This window comes from Metabacillus niabensis (genome assembly GCF_902829255.1).
GTDB lineage: Bacteria > Bacillota > Bacilli > Bacillales > Bacillaceae > Metabacillus > Metabacillus niabensis.
Map to the genome: position 1 here is coordinate 1 of NZ_CADEPK010000185.1, position 21,516 is coordinate 21,516.

18 protein-coding genes and 1 pseudogene are annotated in these 21,516 nt (G+C 34.7%); 14 read left to right on the plus strand and 5 right to left on the minus strand.

Annotated elements, in window-relative coordinates; translation table 11 throughout:
* The 8 genes and pseudogenes from HU235_RS12625 to HU235_RS12660 all read left to right on the plus strand — a co-directional run.
* Positions 1–303 (plus strand): annotated as a pseudogene (locus HU235_RS12625) (hypothetical protein); the annotation flags it as partial.
* 116 nt (positions 304–419) lie between these two features.
* Positions 420–737, plus strand: a complete 318-nt coding sequence (locus HU235_RS12630; protein WP_095303351.1) for a thioredoxin family protein — start codon at positions 420–422, stop codon at positions 735–737.
* Positions 738–773: 36 nt separating this feature from the next.
* Positions 774–1,577, plus strand: a complete 804-nt coding sequence (locus tag HU235_RS12635; RefSeq protein WP_174880434.1) for a DUF1444 domain-containing protein — start codon at positions 774–776, stop codon at positions 1,575–1,577.
* A gap of 368 nt (positions 1,578–1,945) precedes the next feature.
* On the plus strand, positions 1,946–4,672 hold the full coding sequence (locus HU235_RS12640; protein WP_174880435.1) for a DNA translocase FtsK: 2,727 nt from the start codon (positions 1,946–1,948) through the stop codon (positions 4,670–4,672).
* A gap of 102 nt (positions 4,673–4,774) precedes the next feature.
* Entirely contained in the window at positions 4,775–5,407 is a 633-nt protein-coding gene (locus HU235_RS12645) for a hypothetical protein (protein WP_174880436.1), read from the plus strand.
* A 304-nt stretch (positions 5,408–5,711) separates the two neighbouring features.
* Entirely contained in the window at positions 5,712–7,010 is a 1,299-nt protein-coding gene (gene murC / locus HU235_RS12650; protein ID WP_095303358.1) for a UDP-N-acetylmuramate--L-alanine ligase, read from the plus strand.
* 120 nt (positions 7,011–7,130) lie between these two features.
* Positions 7,131–8,060, plus strand: coding sequence for an ABC transporter ATP-binding protein (locus HU235_RS12655; protein ID WP_174880437.1), 930 nt, complete (start codon positions 7,131–7,133; stop codon positions 8,058–8,060).
* Positions 8,057–8,824, plus strand: coding sequence for an ABC transporter permease (locus HU235_RS12660; RefSeq protein ID WP_174880438.1), 768 nt, complete (start codon positions 8,057–8,059; stop codon positions 8,822–8,824). Before HU235_RS12655 ends, HU235_RS12660 begins: the two co-directional genes overlap by 4 nt.
* Positions 8,825–8,918: 94 nt before the next feature.
* Here HU235_RS12660 and HU235_RS12665 read toward each other — a convergent pair whose 3' ends face one another.
* Positions 8,919–10,034 (minus strand): aminopeptidase, encoded by a 1,116-nt coding sequence (locus HU235_RS12665; RefSeq protein WP_174880439.1) that lies wholly within the window; start codon positions 10,032–10,034, stop codon positions 8,919–8,921.
* 294 nt (positions 10,035–10,328) lie between these two features.
* Between HU235_RS12665 and HU235_RS12670 the strand changes: the two genes are divergently transcribed.
* Genes HU235_RS12670 through ytxJ form a run of 3 tightly spaced genes read left to right on the plus strand, consistent with a single transcriptional unit; the run spans position 10,329 to position 11,578 of the window.
* Positions 10,329–10,760 (plus strand): DUF948 domain-containing protein, encoded by a 432-nt coding sequence (locus tag HU235_RS12670; protein WP_095303366.1) that lies wholly within the window; start codon positions 10,329–10,331, stop codon positions 10,758–10,760.
* A gap of 35 nt (positions 10,761–10,795) precedes the next feature.
* Positions 10,796–11,221 carry a YtxH domain-containing protein gene (locus HU235_RS12675; RefSeq protein WP_174880440.1) on the plus strand — a complete coding sequence of 142 codons (426 nt, stop codon included), beginning with the start codon at positions 10,796–10,798 and terminating at the stop codon, positions 11,219–11,221.
* A gap of 27 nt (positions 11,222–11,248) precedes the next feature.
* A complete protein-coding gene (ytxJ, locus tag HU235_RS12680) occupies positions 11,249–11,578 on the plus strand; it encodes a bacillithiol system redox-active protein YtxJ (RefSeq protein ID WP_095303368.1) in 330 nt (109 codons plus the stop codon).
* 253 nt (positions 11,579–11,831) lie between these two features.
* Here the strand turns inward: ytxJ and pilM are convergent, their stop codons facing one another.
* The gene (gene pilM / locus HU235_RS12685) at positions 11,832–13,979 is read right to left on the minus strand and encodes a pilus assembly protein PilM (RefSeq protein WP_174880441.1); all 2,148 of its coding nucleotides are present in this window, start codon (positions 13,977–13,979) and stop codon (positions 11,832–11,834) included.
* A gap of 537 nt (positions 13,980–14,516) precedes the next feature.
* Here pilM and HU235_RS12690 point away from each other — a divergent pair.
* Positions 14,517–15,593: a bifunctional 3-deoxy-7-phosphoheptulonate synthase/chorismate mutase gene (locus tag HU235_RS12690; protein WP_095303551.1), complete on the plus strand. Its 1,077-nt coding sequence runs from the start codon at positions 14,517–14,519 to the stop codon at positions 15,591–15,593.
* A 421-nt stretch (positions 15,594–16,014) separates the two neighbouring features.
* Positions 16,015–17,016, plus strand: a complete 1,002-nt coding sequence (gene ccpA / locus HU235_RS12695; RefSeq protein ID WP_095303550.1) for a catabolite control protein A — start codon at positions 16,015–16,017, stop codon at positions 17,014–17,016.
* 82 nt (positions 17,017–17,098) lie between these two features.
* Here ccpA and HU235_RS12700 read toward each other — a convergent pair whose 3' ends face one another.
* Genes HU235_RS12700 through HU235_RS12710 form a run of 3 tightly spaced genes read right to left on the minus strand, consistent with a single transcriptional unit; the run spans position 17,099 to position 19,581 of the window.
* Entirely contained in the window at positions 17,099–18,262 is a 1,164-nt protein-coding gene (locus tag HU235_RS12700) for an acetoin utilization protein AcuC (RefSeq protein WP_174880442.1), read from the minus strand.
* The gene (locus tag HU235_RS12705) at positions 18,259–18,903 is read right to left on the minus strand and encodes an acetoin utilization AcuB family protein (protein WP_095303579.1); all 645 of its coding nucleotides are present in this window, start codon (positions 18,901–18,903) and stop codon (positions 18,259–18,261) included. The genes HU235_RS12700 and HU235_RS12705 overlap by 4 nt, the downstream gene beginning before the upstream one ends.
* A 45-nt stretch (positions 18,904–18,948) precedes the next feature.
* Complete coding sequence (locus HU235_RS12710; protein ID WP_095303580.1) at positions 18,949–19,581, minus strand: GNAT family N-acetyltransferase; 633 nt, start codon at positions 19,579–19,581, stop codon at positions 18,949–18,951.
* A 205-nt stretch (positions 19,582–19,786) separates the two neighbouring features.
* Here HU235_RS12710 and acsA point away from each other — a divergent pair, with 205 nt between their 5' ends.
* The gene (gene acsA, locus HU235_RS12715) at positions 19,787–21,502 is read left to right on the plus strand and encodes an acetate--CoA ligase (RefSeq protein ID WP_095303581.1); all 1,716 of its coding nucleotides are present in this window, start codon (positions 19,787–19,789) and stop codon (positions 21,500–21,502) included.
* Positions 21,503–21,516 lie beyond the last annotated feature (14 nt).

Below are 21,516 nucleotides of genomic sequence, written 5' to 3' on the forward strand. Positions count from 1 at the left end.
GATAAATATAATGTCATATTAGCCAAAGGGGCACAAAGATATATTTTATTTGTAAATGAAAATGAAGAGGAAAATAGTCAGGTTTCATATGATACTTTAGTTAAGCAATATGAAAATCCATTTATATCAAAGACGTTCAAGAAAAATGACAAGCTAGGCTATTTATTTGTTCATGAACTAGATTCTAAAAAATATGAAGTAACAGTAGGAATTGGTGGAACAAAGCTAACAACTGAGACAGAGCTGAAAAACATAAAAGAGGATGCGAGAAATATGATGATTATTGTTTCTTCCATTCAATAACTTGAAAAGTTCGTTCACTGGAAACTAAAGAGGCATTCATATACAATAAAGATTGGATTGTCGTTTTAGTAGTTAAACAAAATAATAAGACTTATTTATAAGCTGGAGGTATATAAATGAAAACATTACAATCTATAGAAGAATATAAACAAATAATTGAAGGTGAAAACATCATTCTTATGTTTTCGGCAGATTGGTGTCCTGATTGTCGGTTTATTGAGCCGTTTTTACCAGAATTAGAACAACAAAATAGTGAATTTACATTTTATTATGTTGACCGTGATCAATTTATTGATTTATGTGCAGAACTAAATGTGTTTGGCATTCCAAGCTTTGTAGCCTTTAATAACGGAAAAGAAATAGGAAGCTTTGTAAGTAAAGACCGAAAAACACAAGAGGAAATTCAAGCATTTATTAATGACTTAAAAAACTAACTCGATGATTCACTCTTTAGGAGAGGAGGTAGCAGCATGAAAATGACATCAAAAAAGTTAGTGGAAATGATAAAAGAAAAGCTAAACCATTCTTCATTTACATTTGACTTTGATAAAGAAAAGGATAGCCTAAGAATAGTTGATGAACAGTTATCCAAAGGAGTTACTCTATCATTACCTGGAATTATCGCAAAATGGGAAACAGCTAAAGACAAAGCGATAGAAGAGGTAGTTTATTATGTTGAAGAATCCTTAAAAGCGATGAAGGAAAATCAAAATCTCGCTGGTAAGGAAAAATCAATATTTCCCGTGATTCGTTCAACATCATTTCCTGTTAAAAGTAATGATGGTATCCCATTATGCTTTAGTGAACATACAGCTGAAACACGTATCTATTATGCTCTAGATTTAGGAAATACGTATCGACTTATCGATGAGAAAATGATGGATAATGAAAATTGGACAAGAGATTATGTGAGGGAAGTATCGAGCTTTAATTTAAGATCATTAAAGACGGTTGTAAAGGAAGATCATGTTGCAGGAAATGTTTTTTATTTCCTGAATGCAAATGATGGATATGATGCAAGTAGAATTTTAAATGAAAGTCTATTACAATCTTTCAAGGAAAAAATTGAAGGGGAAATGGCTGTAGCAGTTCCACATCAGGATGTCCTTATTATTGTAGATGTTCGTAATAATACAGGCTACGATATTTTAGCTCAATTAACAATGAGCTTTTTTGCAAGTGGGACTGTCCCGATTACTGCATTATCATTTTTATACGATAATGCTAAATTAGAACCGATTTTTATATTAGGGAAAAATCGTTCGAAAAGCTAAAAGAGTAGTCGGTATCATATCTTTGCCCATAAAGTTTGAATCTAGATCGAACAATTTAATAGGTTTAATATAAAAAGAGGTACTGAGGAAACCATCCAATATTAAGTCCGGATAATTTCCCCTGTTAAACCTCTTTTTTCTTTTAAAGGATGATTCCATATTATCTAATTAATAAGTTTTAGTAGGAGTTGGGGATCTTATACATATTTGCTAGTCCAAATGAAATAGCTCTATTAAAAAAGATACAAACTTTTTTCATGATGTTTTGTGAGAAATATTGCAAACACGAAGAGAATCAACTACAAATTTAATTTTTTATTGATACAATAGAGTATGCGATATATGAATTGTTGAAAGAGTGATTAATTATGAATTGGTTAAAAAAACTAGTCAACCTGCTTACAGGTGACGAAGATGAATTTGAAATTGAAGAAAGTATTGAATCTAAACAAAATATGCAACAAGCTAAGGCGGACATCGATGTAGAACACTATGATAATTACAAGGCTGAAGCGAAAATTGCTTATCAATATCCTAAGGGGAATTTTAGATTTCCGATTATACCTGATGAAAAATTAGGAGTTCGTAAGGAACAGCCAAGAAGTAAACGTCAGTCAACCTTTACAACCGAAGAAATAACGCCAATCCTGAAAAAAACAGAGGCACCGACATTACCAACAAAAAGAACGAGAAGTAGAGAGACTGTTAGAGGTGTTGATACATCAGATACTGTACAGCCTAGAAGACCATTTCAACCTACTGCAATTCCATCACCTGTTTATGGGTTTCAGCCACGCCAGCAGCGCGAAAGAAAAATCAATCAAGAGCGTGCATCAGCAAATATGGCAACACGCTTTCAGAAAATTGAGGCCGACAATGCCGGTCCTGCAAAACTTCCATCAGTTTTTGAAAAAGATTTGTTTCAACTAAAAGAGATGGAGGAACAGAAAATAAATCATCTTCAGTCAAATGAACAAGAAGAGCAACAATTTACTAGAGAAATGGAAGATGAATTTGAAGTAAGTAAAACACTGCAGCTGGAAGAGGAAAAAACAAATGAAATTAATTCAGGCGAGGAACGAGAAGAGCAGCAATTTACTAGAGAAATGGAAGATGAGTTTGAGCCAAATGAAACACTGCAGCTGGAAGAAGAAAGAACAAATGAAATTAATTCAGGTGATCAAGAAGAGCGACAATTTGTTAGTGACTTGGCAGATGAGATTGAAATAAGTGAAACAATACAGCTGGAAGAAGAAAGAACAAATGAAAGTGATTCAGATGATCAAGAAAAAGTACAACAATTTGCCAGAGAATTAGAAGATGAGATTGAATTAAGTAAATCGCCACAGATGGAAGAGGAGTTATCAAATTCCATTGTTAATAGTAATGAAGAAGAAGTCTTTTTATTTGAAACAGATAATAATCAGAATGAGATCATGAAGGGTAGTTTTCCTTATCAAGCTCAAGAGGAAGGGATAAAACCAACTTCAAACAGGCTAGTTGAATCGAAAAATGAACATGATGTAACGAATGTAAAGCAAGAGGATGTAAAGATACAAACAGAGCAAACAACAGCTCATTTAGAAAAGAGGAAGCCTGCAAAAATTAATTCCTCAAAGCCGTTTAATGTCATGATGCTAGCAAGAGATAAACAGCGAATGCGTGAAAAACAAAGAGAAACAAGCTATCAATTTCCGCTATTAAGTTATTTAAATATACCTGACAAAGAAATGAATGAAGACAATTCTTGGTTGAATGAACAGAAAGAATTATTAGATAGTACATTACTAAATTTTAATGTACGAGCAAGTGTCGTAAATGTAACGCAAGGCCCTTCGGTAACTAGATTTGAGGTCCATCCTGAGCCGGGTGTTAAAGTGAATAAAATTACAAATTTAAGTGATGATATTAAGTTAAGTTTAGCTGCTAAAGATATTCGGATTGAGGCTCCGATACCAGGTAAAAACACAATTGGTATTGAAGTACCAAATAAAGTAAGCAAAATGGTATATTTAAGAGAAATTTTACGCAGTACAGAGTTTCGCTCGAATCAATCGCCAATGACTGCTGTTTTAGGATTAGATATTTCAGGGCAGCCAGTTGTCACAGATTTAAAAAAGATGCCTCATGGATTAATTGCTGGGGCAACAGGATCAGGAAAAAGCGTATGTATTAATACAATCTTGGTTAGCTTGCTTTATAAGGCAACGCCACAGGAAGTAAAATTAATGCTTATTGACCCTAAAATGGTAGAATTAGCACCATATAATGAAATCCCACATTTAGTAAGTCCAGTTATTACAGACGTAAAGGCAGCAACGGCTGCTTTAAAATGGGCTGTTGAGGAAATGGAAAGACGCTATGAATTATTTGCTCATACAGGAACGAGAGAGATTACACGTTATAATCAGCTTGTTAAGGAGCATAAACAAGGGGAGCATCTACCATATTTAGTGATTGTCATTGATGAGCTTGCTGATTTAATGATGGTTGCACCTAATGATGTCGAGGAAGCGATAGCTCGTATTGCCCAAAAAGCTCGTGCATGTGGAATCCATTTAATCGTTGCAACACAGCGTCCATCTGTTGATGTTATTACTGGTCTAATTAAAGCAAATATACCTACAAGAATAGCGTTTTCCGTCTCATCACAAGTAGACTCTCGGACGATTATTGATGTTGCAGGAGCAGAAAAGCTACTTGGAAAAGGAGATATGCTATTCTTAGAAAATGGTTCATCAAAAGCTGTAAGACTACAAGGTACGTTCGTGTCAGATGAAGAAATTGATAAAGTTGTAAAGCATGTAAGACAGCAAGCAAAACCAAACTATTTATTCCATCAAGAGGAGCTTGTTAAAAGGGCAGCTATCCAGTCTGAAGAAGATGAACTCTTTATCGAAGCATGTGAATTTGTAGTAAATCAAGGTGGCGCATCTACTTCATTATTACAAAGACATTTTCGAATTGGCTATAATCGTGCAGCAAGACTTATTGATATGATGGAAGAGCAAGGAATAATATCCGAAAATAGAGGAAGCAAGCCTAGGGATATCCTTATTACAGAGGAAGAATTAGAGGTCATTCAAGGAGAATAGTGATCGTATGGTCAAAGGGTAAGGGTGAAGAATTCATGAAAAAAGGTCCTATATTGATTGGGGTAATGAAAGAGATTATAAGGATCGAAAAGATGGGTGAGAATGGGTAATATCATTGATTTTGAAGCAATTCGAAAAGAAAAAGAAGAACAGCTTCTTACCCTTACCCTAGAACATGCTAGTCAATTGCAAAATTATATCAATAAAAATGTGAATATTAGAGAAATGGTGAAAGCCAAACATATATTTAATGCGAAAGTTGAACGTAATCGTTCAGTACCTTTTTCATCGTTGGAAGACTTGCTTTTTCAAGATTGGTTAAAGCATGATTATCTAACAATAAGAGGTACGACAATTTATCAAGAGTTTATCCATCAATTCTCAAAAGCTAATGGGATACACCCATTACAACAGGTTCTCCATGCTTTATTTATGGCAAGTGTACTTGAACCATTTAAAGTAATAAAATTTGAAGAGCATCATATATATGCAGAGAAAATATTAACTGGAGAACAAGCTTTTATATATGTAACTTCTCCTTTGGAAATCACAACTAATAAAATTGTATTTTTTCGCTCAATTCCAATTTTCACACAACTCCTCTGCATTAGTGACTTATTCGCAGTGGATGAAGAAAAAATGAATAAATTTTTCTTAGACTTTCATAAAAGTCAAGACAGTTGGCGTACATTTTTGAAGAAAAATGCGATAAAATATGTATGGAGTTGCCCTTGAAAGTAGAAATTTGAGACTTTTGAATTAAAGGAATTCATAGTCAAGATAACTTTCAAGTGATATAATATACAACCGTAAGCTTATTACATACGTAAGGGTTCGATAACGTAGGATAAGATTTATAAGGAATAATTAAAATATAATCAATATAAAAATTAGCTCTTATGAGGATAGTATAAGAAAAATAAGTGATTACTTTTTAAAGTGGTTTATTGTTTTTCTAAAGGTTTCATATAGATGAGTTGCAAATCTAGATGAGCGTCATATACTGTCAATCAGATAGACGTTTGTTGGAGGTTCTATTATGACTGTTTATCATTTTGTTGGTATTAAGGGTACGGGGATGAGTGCCCTTGCACAAATTTTACATGACATGAATTATCATGTTCAAGGATCAGATATAGAAAAGAAGGTCTTTACACAAAAGGCACTTGAAGCTCGAAATATAAAAATATTACCCTTTGCTAAGGAAAATATTAAAGAAGGTCTAACAGTGATCGCAGGGAATGCTTTCCCAGATACACATCCTGAAATTGAAGAGGCGAACCGAATAGGCTTACCTGTTATTCGTTATCACCGTTTTTTAGGTGAATTCATGGAAATGTATACGAGTGTTGCAATAACTGGTGTGCACGGAAAAACATCAACTACAGGTTTATTATCACATGTTATTCAAGGAGCAGAACCAACTTCTTATTTAATTGGTGACGGGACTGGAAAAGGAATTCCAAACAGTAAATATTTTGTTTTTGAAGCTTGTGAATATCGCAGACACTTTTTGTCATATAAGCCAGATTATGCGATTATGACAAATATTGATTTTGATCATCCAGACTATTTTGCTAATCTAGATGATGTATTTGATGCATTTCAGCAAATGGCTTTACAAGTAAAGAAAGGAATCATTGCATGTGGAGATGATGAACAGTTACAACAAATCCAAGCGAAAGTTCCTGTCGTTTATTATGGCTTTGGAGATGATAATGATTTCCAAGCAAGGAATATTGTAAAGTCTACTGAAGGTACAGCATTTGATGTATTTGTACGGAATACGTTCTATGGGTCATTTAAAATCACTACATTTGGTGATCATAGCGTATTAAATGCGTTGTCTGTTATTGCTTTATGTCATTATGAAGGAATTGACATCGAAATTATCCAACAGCGTTTGCTAACATTTGAAGGTGTTAAGCGTCGCTTTAATGAAAAAAAACTTGGCGATCAAATCTTAATTGACGATTATGCGCATCATCCAACTGAAATTAACGCAACGATTGATGCGGCAAGACAAAAGTATCCAGAACGTGATATAGTCGCCGTTTTCCAGCCACATACTTTTACAAGAACACAGTCATTTTTAGATGAGTTTGCAGATAGCCTTCAAAAAGCAGACTATATTTATTTGTGTGATATTTTCGGTTCAGCGAGAGAGAATGCAGGAAAACTGACAATTGATCATTTGCTTGAAAAAATTAATAATTCGCATTTGATCATTGAAGAAGATACATCGATTTTAAAACAACATGAAAATGCTGTAATCGTATTTATGGGTGCGGGAGATATTCAAAAATATCAAGAAGCATACGAAAAGGTTTTGGCATAAAGATATAAGATTTGCTGACTATATAAGAGGATTACCTTCGTAATGTTCTTATTGATGTCAGCTTTTTTATTGTAATGAGCCATTTAACTAGAGGGATACCTCGAATGGAGGCGAATCAAAATGGAAGAGGGACAAGTTGTATTAAAGGTTGATAATCTATGTAAGAATATTAAAAAGTCATCGATTATAAAAAATGTTAGCTTTGAATTGAAGAGAGGGGAAATATTAGGCTTATTAGGCCCAAATGGATCAGGAAAGACAACGATTCTTAAAATGCTAGTTGGCTTAATAAAACCAACAGCGGGTACAATCGTTATTGAAAATCAATCATTATCAAATCATTTTGAATATGCAATTCGCCATATCGGAGCTATAATTGAAAATCCGGTAATGTATGATTATTTATCAGGGTATGACAACCTTCTTCATTTCTTTCGTATGACCTCAGAATTTTCATATAATCGGATAGATGAAGTAATTGAACTGTTAAATATGGAAGATTATATTCACGATAAAATGTCTACCTATTCATTAGGTATGAAACAAAGAGTTGGCCTAGCACAAGCAATTTTACATCAGCCTACGATTCTCTTATTAGATGAGCCAACAAATGGCTTGGATCCTGAAGGAATAATTAGCCTAAGAGAAATACTTAAACGTTTGGCAAGGAAAGAGAATGTATCTGTTATCATTTCAAGTCATATTTTGGCTGAAATCGAAATGATTTGTGATAGTGTTATGGTAATTGATCAAGGGAAAAGTATTAAAAAAGGACAGATGAGCGAGCTAAATAATGGAGACACTGGGAAACAGACCTATACATTTACTATTTTAAACAAAAATAATGTTCATGAATTACTAGAGGAATTATGTTCACCTTACAATATTCAATTCAAGGATCAGCAATTTACTTTAGACTTAATTAGTACAGAGGTTGCGATGATTAATAAAAAATTAGTTTCTGCTGGTATTGACGTTATTGGTATTGAAAGGACAAGCAATGCTTTAGAGGCGTTATTTTTAAATACGTTGAGAGGTGAAGACAAATGAAAATGACATATCTTCACTTATTAAGAAATGAATACATGAAGCAGTTTAAACGTCCAAGAATTTGGATGTTTATAGGCTTTATGATCGTCATGAATATTATTGCTGGTTTGTTTTTTAAATTATTGTTTCGACAAACTGACTTTATGTTTTGGGATTATATCCATGCAAGCTCCTATTTATTACTTGTCATTCAATTTATTTGTATTATCATTGCCGGTGATATCGTTTCAAGTGAGTATGAAAGAGGTACAGTAAAGCTATTATTTACCCGTCCAATTAAGAAGCTACATATTTTATCCTCGAAATATATAATGACACTTTACTGTATTCTATTTTTCGTCTTGATGCAATTCGCCATGTCAGGTTTAATTGGACTAATATTCTTTTCAGATACTTTGCTTGCTTTGAGTGAGCAAGTGTTAATTAGTTTAGGGAGTTATTTGTTCACATTTATTGAAATGATTGTGATATGTACGGTTGCTTTTTGCTTATCAGCAATAACAAGAAGTAGCGTTATCTCCATAGCTGTTTCAATCTTTTTAGTGTTTACATCCAGTATTGTGATTACCTTATTACAGCATTACAAGTATGAAGCTGGAAAGTATTTATTATTTGCTAATTCGAATTTGATGCCATATTTTTTTGGAGATCCTTTATTTGAAGGGATGACACTCGTTTCTTCCATCGTGAACATCCTTGTCCATTTTATCTTTTTATTTTTCCTTTCCTATATTTTTATAGCGAAGAGGGATGTTCACGTATAGTCCCATAAGCTCTCTGTTGCATTGTTGATGATTAATAAAAAGGGATAGTTGGTGGTGCACGAATCGAAGTGCTAACTATCCCTTTTACTTTATATTATTTTAGATTCTCACTATTTAACGCTTCTAACTCAGGAATGACAAATTGCCCATCTTTTCTAATGAGAACATCATCGAAATAAATTTCTCCGCCACCATATTCAGGACGTTGAATCATTACCATATCCCAGTGAATATTTGACTTATTTCCATTATAGGCATCATCATATGCTTGTCCTGGAGTGAAATGGAAGCTACCAGCGATTTTTTCATCAAAAAGGATGTCCTGCATTGGATGAAGAATATATGGATTAACACCAATTGCAAACTCGCCAATAAATCTTGCCCCTTCATCAGTATCAAATATTTTATTTATTCTCTCTGTGTCATTTGCTGTTGCTTCAATGATTTTACCATCCTTAAATGTTAATATGACATTTTCAAAAGTAAAACCATTGTAAGGCGATGGAGTATTATACGTAATTTTTCCGTTAACCGAATCGCGAACAGGTGCTGTATAAACCTCTCCATCAGGAATATTCATTTGACCAGAGCATTTGATTGCTGGGATATCCTTAATGGAAAATGTTAAATCAGTTCCTTTACCTGTTATGCGAACTTTATCTGTTTTGTTCATCAATTCTACTAATGGATCCATTGCTTTATCCATTTTACTGTAGTCAAGGTTACAAACATCAAAATAAAAATCCTCAAATTGCTCAGTGCTCATTTTCGCAAGCTGTGCCATTGAAGCGGTTGGATATCGTAAAACAACCCATTTTGTTTTAGGCACGCGAATATCGCGATGAACTTTCTTTCCAACGGTAGAACCTTGAAGCTTCATTTTATCGTCTGGAACATCCGCAAATTCATTGATGTTATCACCTGATCGTAACCCTATGTATGCATCCATATTTTTCATTACTTCCGCTTCAAAATCAGCAATCATATTATATTGCTCTTCTTGCCCGCCCATTAACAATGCACGGTCAATTTGGTTGTCCTTAAGTGATACAAAAGGAAAACCTCCAGCTGCATATGCTTCTCTTATTAATGCAACGACTAATTCCTTTTGTAAACCGAAATTCTCGATTAGTACCTTTTCACCTTTTTGTAGTCGAATAGAGTAATTAATTAGATTTTTTGCTAAAGTATCAATTCGCTGATCCTTCAAAATTTATTCCTCCTTTGTTCTTTAGGTTTTTCTATCAATATTGAAAAATTAGAAACCCTACAGTCTACATTATAGCAAAATAATAGTCACAAATAGAAAAATTCACCATAAGTAGTCTGCTAGAGCCACGTGCTTTATTGTGCCCAATGTCAATCATTGCTTGTATGAGGGATAACTTGTAAAATAATACAGGAAGGGGTACGAATAATGCTTAATAGACTTTACCTATTCGTATTTATTTATGTTTATAATAGATGATGACGGGTATGGGTATTAACATAGGAGGTGTAAAAGTTGATTATTATCTTGTACTTAAGTATTGCATTAATAGCAATTGCATTCACGATTCTAGTTATTTACGTTTCGAAAACATTAAATGCTTTACAAGGAACATTAACAAATGTAGCTAGCACATTATCAGCTCTTGAAAAGCAAATGGAAGGAATTACATCGGAAACAACACAACTGTTACATAAAACAAATAATCTTGCAGAAGATATTCAACAGAAGTCTGAAAAGCTTAATTCTGTTGTTGATTCGGTGAAGGATATTGGGACAACCATTCAACAGCTAAATCAATCTGTGAAAAATGTTACAACATCTGTTGCTACCAATCTTGAACAAAACCAAGATAAGGTTAATCAAATTGCTCAATGGAGTAATGCTGCGATTGAATTATGGTCAAGATGGAAACAGAAGAAAGAATCTAAGCAAGTTGGTGAATAATAATAAATGTACATAAGTAAAGGAGGAAGTTTATTATGAGTAATCGAGATTTTATGATTGGTTCAATTGTAGGTGGACTTATTGGCGCAGCAGCAGCATTAATGCTTGCTCCTAAATCAGGTAAAGAAATTCGTGAAGAACTTGGTCAACAAGCGAATAAGATGAAGGAGCAATCTGGAAGATTTTCAGCTGAACAAATCTTTGAGAAAGGGTCAGATTTTGTAAATGTAGCAAAGGATAAGACATCAACACTTTCTCAGGTTGTATCAGAGCAATCATCTCAAATAATGAATAAAGTTCGAGATATTACGAAAAACTCGAATGGACAAGCTAATGATGTAATTGAAAATATGGTTGGGGATGCATTGGAACAAATTGCTGAAGATTCAACGGAACCAAAAACGAAAGATACTAATGCAAATTCACAGCCATCTGAGAACGAAAACAAACAAACGCTATAAAAAAGTTAAAACTTAGAGGGTGAGAGAGTGAGCAATAAACCGATTGCAACAATTGAGGAATTTGAAGAGTTATTTAACAAACACGATGAATTTTTATTTATGAAAAATAGCCTAACGTGTCCAATCAGTCAGGCTGCATATGAAGAATTTATTGACTTTACAGAGAAGCATCAAGACTATCCTAGCTACCATCTACATGTTCAAGAGGCTAGACCACTTTCAAATTATATTGCAGAAACATATCATATTAAACACGAATCTCCGCAGGCTCTATTATTTAAAGGGAAAGAAGTTAAGTGGAATGCATCACATTGGAAAATTACCTATGATGCATTGAAAAAGGAAACAGCTCAGTAAAAAAAAGAAGATGGTTGCATATAAGTGCAAATCCATCTTCTTCTTTGTTTACGGTTTGTTAAACTTTGTTGTTGATTTCCTCTTCAGAGATTGCTTTCCGTGAACAGCCCGAGAGTCTCCTTTAGCAATTGGTGCCTTCTTTTAGGGCTTCCATTGACACGCATCTCTGAGTAGGAGTCTCATATATCGTTCCAAGCAACAAAGTGCCTAAAAATCAACAACAATCTTGAACAATAGCTTTATATTATAAATACTATAACCATTTAATTGTTAGCTCATCACCAGGTGCAATTGGGTCTTGAAAGTTTGTCTCCTGACCATTTTTTTGCAAAATAAATTGGTTAGTTCCTGACGAAGGTAACTCGATATTTACTACTGTAAAGACATCTTGAAAAATAAACGGTTGCACACTTTTTTTCTTAGAAATTAATTTGTCACCGTTATGTATAATTGTATCGTATTCCAGTTTTTTGCCATTTCGGTAAAATTCAGTAATCGATTTTTCGATTGTCACTTGCTCACCATTAAATAGGACCGGTATTGATTGGGAAAGGGTAAAGCTTGTTTCTTTCATTAATTGCTTAAGCGTCGGCTCAATTGTTTCGTTAATAAAAACAATATCACCATTTTCAAGCCTTGCATCCTTTGATGTTGCAAGACCGTTTTTATATAGCTTTGCAGAAAATGATTCGATCGTCACAATTTTTTCATCGATTTCAATAGAAAAAGGCTTCATTTTTGCAACGAAATGTCCCATGTTTATACATTGTAAAAATTCCTCAATTGTTTCAGGGATTTCACATGTAACTCGATCTCTGTCGACTAATCTTGTTTCTAGATTCGTCTGAACTTCTCCATTTATTTTATATATAGGATTTACGGTGTGGGTGATCCCATTTATTGTAACCGTTTTTGCTTGAATATGATCAAAAAGAGAACCTAACGTCACAAAAGGTGTTTTTCCATTTTCACCCTTCTCAATATGTATCATGTCTCCATGTTTAATTTCATCGTCAAGAGAGGTTATTTCATTATTTTTCTTAATAACTGGTGGTGAACCATGCTCTCCTGGAATCGTGATTGATTTTCCATTTGCTTCAATGAAAATGGCCATTCCTGGCTTACCAAATAATTTATTGAGCTGTAGCCCAGAGGCTAGTATGCTGTCACCAACTGTTAATGTTTTCATATGAAAGAGTCTAACAGATCTTTCGTTTACTTTTACGCTAATATATTGGATTGGATTTTGTTTTGAAGCAACTGCAATTCCGATTGGTGTCACCAATTCAGGTCCTTTTTGAACATGATCGGCCAATTTTAGATGGGAAATTGCATCTATTCCTCTAATAGCAACACGATTTTCTGGTAATTCTAACTTTGTAGCTAACCGCTTTGGAAGCTCAGGAGTAAGGCTTCCACCTCCAACTAACATGACTGCCTTAGGCGAAGCTCCGTTGTTTAACTGTAATATTTCATCCTTGATTGAACTTGTTAGTTTATCAATGGCCGGAGAAATTTTTTTAATAACTTCCTCACTTGAGACGTCAGTTTCAAATCCTAAAATATCAGTAATCGTAATGGAACTATTAGTAGTTAATTTCCTTTTTGCTTCCTCTGCCTTAGGGAAATCAAGAAGGAATTCATCAGATATTGCTTCTGTAATTTCATCCCCAGCAATTGGAACCATCCCATACGAAATGATTGTTCCTAAATCAGTAATCGCAATATCCGAAGTTCCTGCACCAATATCAACTAGAGCAACATTTAATCTTCTCATAGAAGGGGGAATTAAAACATTTATCGCTGCAATTGGCTCTAATGTTAGAGCCTCCATTTCTAAATCTGCCCGGTTTAAGGCAGCTAATAATGATTCTACGACAACTTTCGGGAGAAACGTTGCGATTATTTCGACAGCTACTTCGTCACCCTGTTGATCGATTAAACTACCGATTTCTTCGCCATCCAATTTGTATTGAAGTACAGAATAGCCAACACAATCATAATGATGTGCTCGTTCATTTTCAAATTTTTCAGCGATTTGCTTTTGAGCAGCTTGTACAGCCATTAATTCAAGCTGCAGCACATCCTCCTTTTGAAACATCGGCTTACCTGAAATTTCAAAAGCGGATGATGCTCGTATCGTTTTCAAGGCACGACCTGCAGCAGCGACACAAACTTTGTGGAGTGGGCCATGTACGCTTTCCAATTCATCCTTAATTGAAGAGATAACATTCGCAACAGATAACACATCATGTATTTGACCATCTAGCATGGAGCGTTTATCATGTTCTTTAATAACCGTATCAACAATATGATAGAATCCATTTTCGACTTTCAAAATGAGTCCTACTACGGAACGAGTTCCAATATCAAGTGCAAATGTTAAATCTGAATTTTCCATGATGGTACACCTTCTTTAATCAATTATCGTTTCAATTTATTAACAATTAGATCTATGTAGATTATTTAGTTATTTTTGTCGTGATTTTCGCCTGTAAATGATTCTAGACAAAGTGTATTCGCTTAATAGTGAGTAATAAAATAGATCTAGAAATCCATTTGGTCATGCTTAAATTTTACTTTATCGCTTAAAAGCGTTTAAATGTTAAAGTTTTTGGTGACAATCACTATTTTATCGTTTATAATTACTACTAATTATAGAAAATGTACCACACTTTCTGTGATTGATAAAGAATATTAGACGTTACGTTACTTATTTGTTGGCTATGTTAAAGCTTATGTAGATTTTTTAGCACTATATTTTTATGAATGAATGTGAGAGACTTCTGCTTAGAGATGTGTGCTAAAGAGAGAACCCACAGGCGAACGCCGCAAGAGGAAATATATATCCAATAATAACAGCGTCTATTTGTTAATTATCTTCATTGATCGTGTGTTATTGTTTCGACTATATTTTTAATCAGAAAGGATGAGCGAGATGAGTAATGCAGAATTAGAAGCATTAAGAGAAAGAGCAGATGAGATTAATCTACAAATATTAAAGCTAATTAACGAGCGAGGAAGAGTTGTTCAAGAGATTGGAAAAGCTAAAGTAGCACAAGGCGTTAATCGCTATGACCCTGTTCGTGAGCGTAAAATGTTAAATAGCATTAAAGAATTTAATGATGGTCCATTCGAGGATTCAACATTACAACATATTTTTAAAGAAATCTTCAAAGCAGGTTTAGAGCTACAAGAAGACGATCATAGTAAAGCTTTATTAGTTTCCCGAAAGAAAAAACCTGAAGATACAATTGTTGAAGTTAACGGTGTAAGAATCGGTGATGGAAGCCAATCATTTATTATTGGTCCGTGTGCTGTTGAAAGCTATGAGCAAACTGCAGCAGTTGCTGAGCAAGCTGTTAAGCAGGGCATTAAGATTTTACGTGGGGGTGCGTTCAAGCCACGTACAAGTCCATATGATTTCCAAGGTCTTGGTCTTGAAGGACTTAAGATTTTAAGAAAAGTTGGAGACGAATATGGCTTAGCTATTATTAGTGAGATTGTGAATCCGGCTGATATTGAAGTAGCGCTTGACTATGTTGATATCATTCAAATCGGTGCACGTAATATGCAAAACTTTGAATTATTAAAAGCGGCAGGTGCTGTTCGCAAACCGGTATTATTAAAGCGTGGATTAGCAGCTACAATTGATGAATTTGTCAATGCAGCTGAATACATTATTTCTCAAGGAAATGACCAAATTATTCTTTGTGAACGTGGAATTCGTACGTATGAACGTGCAACAAGAAATACTTTAGATATTTCTGCAGTTCCAATTTTAAAACAAGAAACACACTTACCTGTATTTGTAGATGTTACACATTCAACAGGTAGAAGAGATTTATTAGTTCCTACAGCTAAAGCAGCTTTAGCTATTGGTGCTGATGGTGTAATGGCTGAGGTCCATCCTGACCCTGCAGTGGCATTGTCTGATTCTGCTCAACAAATGGATTTTGATCAATTTGATAAATTTATTTCTGAATTAAAACCTTTAGTAAAAGTTAACGCTTAATAAATGAAGAAATAGAGGTTAATTATTCTTAGCAGTCAGGACTTTGTTGACTGATAGAATAGTTAGCCTCTTTTTTATGTTTATAAATAATGTTAAAAAAGAATCAATTTTCCAAATTAGAAGAATACTGCAAGTAACGATATATTTTTTTATACATTTTTATTAATAATTATGATCATTTAAGGTAAAAATGGTAATATAGTATTACGTTTCTTATTAGCAGGGAAAATGAATAATATGTGAAAATAAGAAAAAATCTTTGAAATCCATTGCAGACGTTTTCAGAGTATCGTATGATTAATTTACATAAAACGTGTCTATATAAGGCGATTTGACAGTTGATAACAAAATTCTACATACATATGTCTTATTGTAGAAATGTTAATTAATGTTTTTAGGAATTTGAAGGAGTGTTCAAAAAATGACAAGTGTAACAATATATGACGTTGCTCGTGAGGCAAATGTGTCTATGGCAACAGTTTCACGTGTAGTAAATGGTAACCCAAATGTAAAACCAACGACTAGAAAAAAGGTACAAGAAGCTATTGAAAGATTAGGTTACCGTCCAAATGCAGTAGCAAGGGGACTTGCTAGTAAAAAGACAACAACGGTTGGGGTTATCATTCCAGATATCTCTAGTATTTTTTACTCTGAGCTTGCTAGAGGTATTGAAGATATAGCGACGATGTATAAATATAATATTATTTTAAGTAACTCTGATCAAAATCATGATAAAGAGCTACATCTATTGAATACAATGCTAGGAAAGCAGGTAGATGGTATTGTATTCATGAGCGGAAATGTAACAGAAGAGTTGGTAGAACAATTCAAACGTTCTCCTGTACCTATTGTATTAGCGGCTTCAGTGGATATGTCTGAGTCCACACCTTCTGTTAATATTAACTATGAACAAGCGGCATATGATGTTGTTTCAATGCTAATTGAAAAAGGCCATAAGCGAATTGCCTATGTTGAAGGACCAGAAGAAGAACCGGTAAACCGCGTAAAGAAAACAGTTGGTTATAAGCGTGCATTAGAGGAAGCAGGCATCGCTTTTGATGAATCTCTCGTTATCGAAGGTGATTATACGTATGATTCAGGAATTGAAGCATTTGAAAAAATTGATGAGTTATCAGAAAAGCCTACAGCTATTTTCGTTGCTACTGATGAAATGGCTTTAGGAGTTATCCACGGTGCACAGGACAGAAATTACTCAATTCCAAATGATTTTGAAATTGTTGGATTTGATAATACTCGTTTAGCTACAATGGTACGTCCACAGCTTACGACTGTTGTTCAACCAACGTATGACATCGGTGCGGTTGCAATGCGTTTATTAACGAAATATATGAATAAGGAAGAAGTCGAAGAGCATAATGTCGAGCTTCCACATCGCATTGAAATTCGCCAATCAACTAAGTAAAAACAAGAGCGAGCTAACATGAGTTAGCTCGTTTTTTTCTTGCAATTGGGGTCAGTCCCCAATACGAAAACGGCAAAATTGGTTAGTTCGTATCATTTTGTCTAATTGGGTATAATGCCTTTGAAACAGTGATGGCGTTTTTTTCTTCAATTTCTAACTTTCTAGGGATTGGTTCATAAAGATCTTTAGCGTCGTACCAGCTTGTCGGAAGCGGAACAGGGGATTTTTGCTGCCACTTATTTAGCCAAGCTAATGGCAAACTTTCCGGTACAGGTATGTTATTCATTTCTAACCATACTAAGCTCCATGCTCTTGGTACAACACGCCAAATATCGTATCCTCCTCCACCAACAGCGATCCATCTACCATCACAATATGTATGAGCAATTTCATGGGCTAATTTAGGAATTTCGTGATAAATGGCCATCGATGCAGATAGATGTGTAAGTGGGTCATAATAATGAGCATCAGTTCCATTCTGGGTGATAATAACATCAGGCTTAAAATAATTTGCTACTTCTGTAATGGATTGTCTATATGCATTAAGCCATGATTCATCTTCTGTAAACGCATCTAATGGGATATTAAAAGAAAATCCATAACCTTTCCCAGAGCCCCGTTCTGTAACATTGCCTGTTCCAGGAAACAAGTATCTGCCGGTTTCATGGATTGAGAGTGTACAAACGGTAGGGTCGTCATAAAAAGCCCATTGAACACCATCACCATGGTGAGCATCTGTATCGATATATAATACCTTTGCATCGTATTTTTTCTGAATATATTTTATCGCGACAGAGCTATCATTATATATACAAAAACCAGAGGCTTTGCCACGAAACCCATGATGAAGTCCTCCTCCGAAATTTGCTGCGTGGTTTGCTTTTCCCTCCATAACATAGTCAACAGCAGTTAATGTTCCACCTACAAGAAGAGAGCTCGCCTCATGCATGTTTGGGAAGATCGGTGTGTCTTCAGTTCCAATTCCAAAATTAAGCGCCTTTTCATTATCAAGTTGACCATTTCCTGCTAATTCTACAGCTTCTATATATTTTTTATCATGGATTAAGGATAATTCCTCTTTTGTTGCTGCTCTAGGACTGACGACATTTGATGGTTTAATCGCTTTCATTTCAGTTAATAAGTCATAGGTTAGTTTCACTCTTAGTTGATTAAAGGGATGTGCTTGGTGAAATTTATACTGCTGAAATTGAGGTGAGTATATAAATACGGTATCTCTTTCCTTCATATGTCATTCCCCATTACGTTAGGAAACAAAACATGATACCCCTCATTCATTAATTCCTTTAAAATGACATTTACATTGATCGTTTGAATCCGAAAGACGAGAATTTTATATTGATCATCGATATCTGGATAAACGAGGACACTTGATATATTTATACTATGATTTTGAAAAATAGAAGATACTTTCGCAAGTTGCCCTGCTCTATTTGGTACTCTAACCTCTATATGTGATGCTGGTTGGTCGGCACCAGTTAATTTAACAAATGTATGAAGTAAATCTGATTTTGTAATGATGCCTACTAGTTTTTTATTTTGTAGGATAGGTAGACAACCAATTTTATGTTCAATTAAGATGGCTGCAATTTCTTCAACAAAGTCTAGTGGGTGACCTGTAATTAAATTTGTCGACATAATGGTATCTATCGATTTATTCAAAAAATCTTCCTTTAGTTCTAATTGAAAGATGGAAGGACTTGCATCTTTTACATCACGTTCAGTTATAATGCCGATTAAAATATCCTCTTCCTTTACAATTGGAATATGCCGAATTGAGTTTTGCTTCATCGTTATTAATGCATCTCTAATTGAATGTTTCGAGCTTAACGTAATGATGTCTTTTTTCATGATTTGTTTTACAAGCATCTTGTTGCCTCCTAACTTTAGAGTACACAAAGTTTTGCAATTTGCTTAATACATAAATCGATTTTTAAAACGAAGACGGTCAAATTTTTCAATTGATTCAGGTTTTACACGCTTTCCGATTCGTGCCATAAGACAATTAGCTGGGTGTGAGCTTATTTCTGGGTCGTCAGTAGCGTACCATTGCAAGCCACCAGCATTCATCATTTTTTCCATTACTTTACGGTATTCCCACACATTTAGCCCAGAGCCTTTTAAATCCCAATGCCAATAGTATTCAGTCGTGATAATGATATAATCTTCCATAAAGTCATCCATCATAGAAACCTTTAGTAGATTTTTTCCAATAGAATAACCACGATATTCTGGGGCTACTTCAATTGCTCCTAATTCTATTAAATCCTCCATATTTCCTTCAGACCATCTTTCTAATGGATCCGGATAAAGGTATGTAACATAACCAATGACTGTTTCATTTATTCGAGCAATAATGATCCTGCCCTCTGGTAAATCAGCAATTTCAACTAAAGCTTGTTGCTGTTGTTTTGGTTGTCTAAATGCAACTAGACCTTCATGAAAGTGATAGCCCGCTAAAGTTTGTGCTGAAATAGGTCCCTCAATTAAGATTGTTGACTTCGGTGTTTTTAATTCTTTTGCATTGTATGTTTTAATATGGTGCAAGTTGCTCACCGCCTTTTTCTGCGAATAATAGGTTCATAGATTTGCATTTTTAATGCCGTTTAAATGTTACATCCATTATACAGGAATACTCACTAAATAAAGCGATTACATCACAATTAACTTCAAATATTTTTTAAAAAATTGTGAAAAATGAAATATTGTACTATAATTATAGTGTAAATTCTTACATAAGGGGGAGTTTTATATGAAATTGGAAGCGTTGCCATCAACAAAGGGGAATCATAATTTAACAAACTATGACGAGGTATACGCATCGTTTAATTGGGAGATAGCTGAAAAGAATTTTTCATGGTATGAAACTGGTAAACTAAACGCAGCTTACGAAGCGATTGATAAACATACTGAAACATTCCGAAAAAATAAAATTGCCCTTTATTACCGTGATCCGAATCGCAATGAGAAATATACGTTTAGAGAAATGAAAGATCTCTCCAACAAAGCAGCAAATGTATTAAAAACTACAGCGGACGTTCAAAAAGGTGATCGCCTTTTTGTCTTTATGCCTAGAACACCTGAATTATATTTTGTTGTACTAGGAGCTATAAAGCTAGGTGCAATAGTTGGACCATTATTTGAGGCATTTATGGAAGGTGCTGTCAAAGATCGATTAGAAGATAGTGAAGCGAAAGTGATTGTTACTACTCCAGAATTATTAAACAGAATTCCGGTAAATGAACTTCCTGCATTACAGCATGTTGTTGTTGTTGGAAGTGATGTTGATACGACAAAACATATTGATTTCTTAACGGAAATGGAAAAAGCAAGTAAAACGCTTGATATTGTTTGGGTTGAAAAAACAGATGGTCTTCTTTTACATTACACATCAGGTTCAACTGGTAAACCAAAAGGAGTACTTCATGTTCATCAAGCCATTGTACAACACTATCAAACTGCACAATGGGTTCTAGATATAAAAGAAGATGATGTCTATTGGTGTACAGCTGATCCAGGCTGGGTTACCGGAACAGTTTACGGTATTTTTGGCCCATGGTTATCTGGTGCCTCAAATGTTATTGTTGGTGGACGGTTTAGTCCCGAAACCTGGTATCAAACGATAGAAGATTTCGGTGTTACGGTATGGTATAGTGCACCTACTGCATTTCGAATGTTAATGGGTGCAGGTGATGAGCTTGTAAAGCAATTTGATTTAAGCTCACTTAGACATATCTTAAGTGTTGGAGAACCGTTAAACCCTGAGGTGGTAAGATGGGGAGTAAAAGTATTTGATAAACGAATTCATGATACATGGTGGATGACAGAAACTGGTGCACAGTTGATTTGTAACTATCCTTGTATGGAGATAAAGCCAGGTTCAATGGGAAAACCCATTCCAGGAGTTGAAGCAGCAATTGTTGATGATCAAGGAAATATTTTGCCACCATATCGTATGGGGAATTTAGCCATAAAAAAAGGCTGGCCATCAATGATGTACACAATCTGGAATAACAAAGAAAAATATGAATCATATTTTATGCCAGGTGAATGGTACGTATCAGGAGACTCCGCATATATGGATGAAGATGGTTATTTTTGGTTCCAAGGAAGAATTGATGATGTGATTATGACATCAGGTGAACGAGTTGGTCCGTTTGAGGTCGAAAGTAAACTAATCGAACATCCAGCAATTGCAGAGGCAGGAGTAATTGGTAAACCAGATCCTGTTCGAGGAGAAATTATAAAAGCATTTGTTGCCCTTCGCGAAGGTTATGAAGCAACTGATGAATTGAAAGAGGAAATACGGACCTTTGTAAAAAAAGGTTTAGCCGCTCATGCTGCACCTCGTGAAATTGAATTTCGTGATAAGCTACCGAAGACACGAAGTGGAAAAATTATGCGGCGTGTACTTAAGGCATGGGAGCTTGATTTACCGACTGGTGATTTATCGACAATGGAAGATTAACGATATGATAAGTC

Bases quoted from the DNA above. Each gene is read 5' to 3' on its own strand.
- HU235_RS12630 (WP_095303351.1), top strand. From the start codon at position 420: ATGAAAACATTACAATCTATAGAAGAATATAAACAAATAATTGAAGGT.
- HU235_RS12635 (WP_174880434.1), top strand. From the start codon at position 774: ATGAAAATGACATCAAAAAAGTTAGTGGAAATGATAAAAGAAAAGCTA.
- HU235_RS12640 (WP_174880435.1), top strand. From the start codon at position 1,946: ATGAATTGGTTAAAAAAACTAGTCAACCTGCTTACAGGTGACGAAGAT.
- HU235_RS12645 (WP_174880436.1), top strand. From the start codon at position 4,775: ATGGGTAATATCATTGATTTTGAAGCAATTCGAAAAGAAAAAGAAGAA.
- murC (WP_095303358.1), top strand. From the start codon at position 5,712: ATGACTGTTTATCATTTTGTTGGTATTAAGGGTACGGGGATGAGTGCC.
- HU235_RS12655 (WP_174880437.1), top strand. From the start codon at position 7,131: ATGGAAGAGGGACAAGTTGTATTAAAGGTTGATAATCTATGTAAGAAT.
- HU235_RS12660 (WP_174880438.1), top strand. From the start codon at position 8,057: ATGAAAATGACATATCTTCACTTATTAAGAAATGAATACATGAAGCAG.
- HU235_RS12675 (WP_174880440.1), top strand. From the start codon at position 10,796: ATGAGTAATCGAGATTTTATGATTGGTTCAATTGTAGGTGGACTTATT.
- pilM (WP_174880441.1), bottom strand. From the start codon at position 13,979: ATGGAAAATTCAGATTTAACATTTGCACTTGATATTGGAACTCGTTCC.
- HU235_RS12690 (WP_095303551.1), top strand. From the start codon at position 14,517: ATGAGTAATGCAGAATTAGAAGCATTAAGAGAAAGAGCAGATGAGATT.
- ccpA (WP_095303550.1), top strand. From the start codon at position 16,015: ATGACAAGTGTAACAATATATGACGTTGCTCGTGAGGCAAATGTGTCT.
- HU235_RS12700 (WP_174880442.1), bottom strand. From the start codon at position 18,262: ATGAAGGAAAGAGATACCGTATTTATATACTCACCTCAATTTCAGCAG.
- HU235_RS12705 (WP_095303579.1), bottom strand. From the start codon at position 18,903: ATGCTTGTAAAACAAATCATGAAAAAAGACATCATTACGTTAAGCTCG.
- acsA (WP_095303581.1), top strand. From the start codon at position 19,787: ATGAAATTGGAAGCGTTGCCATCAACAAAGGGGAATCATAATTTAACA.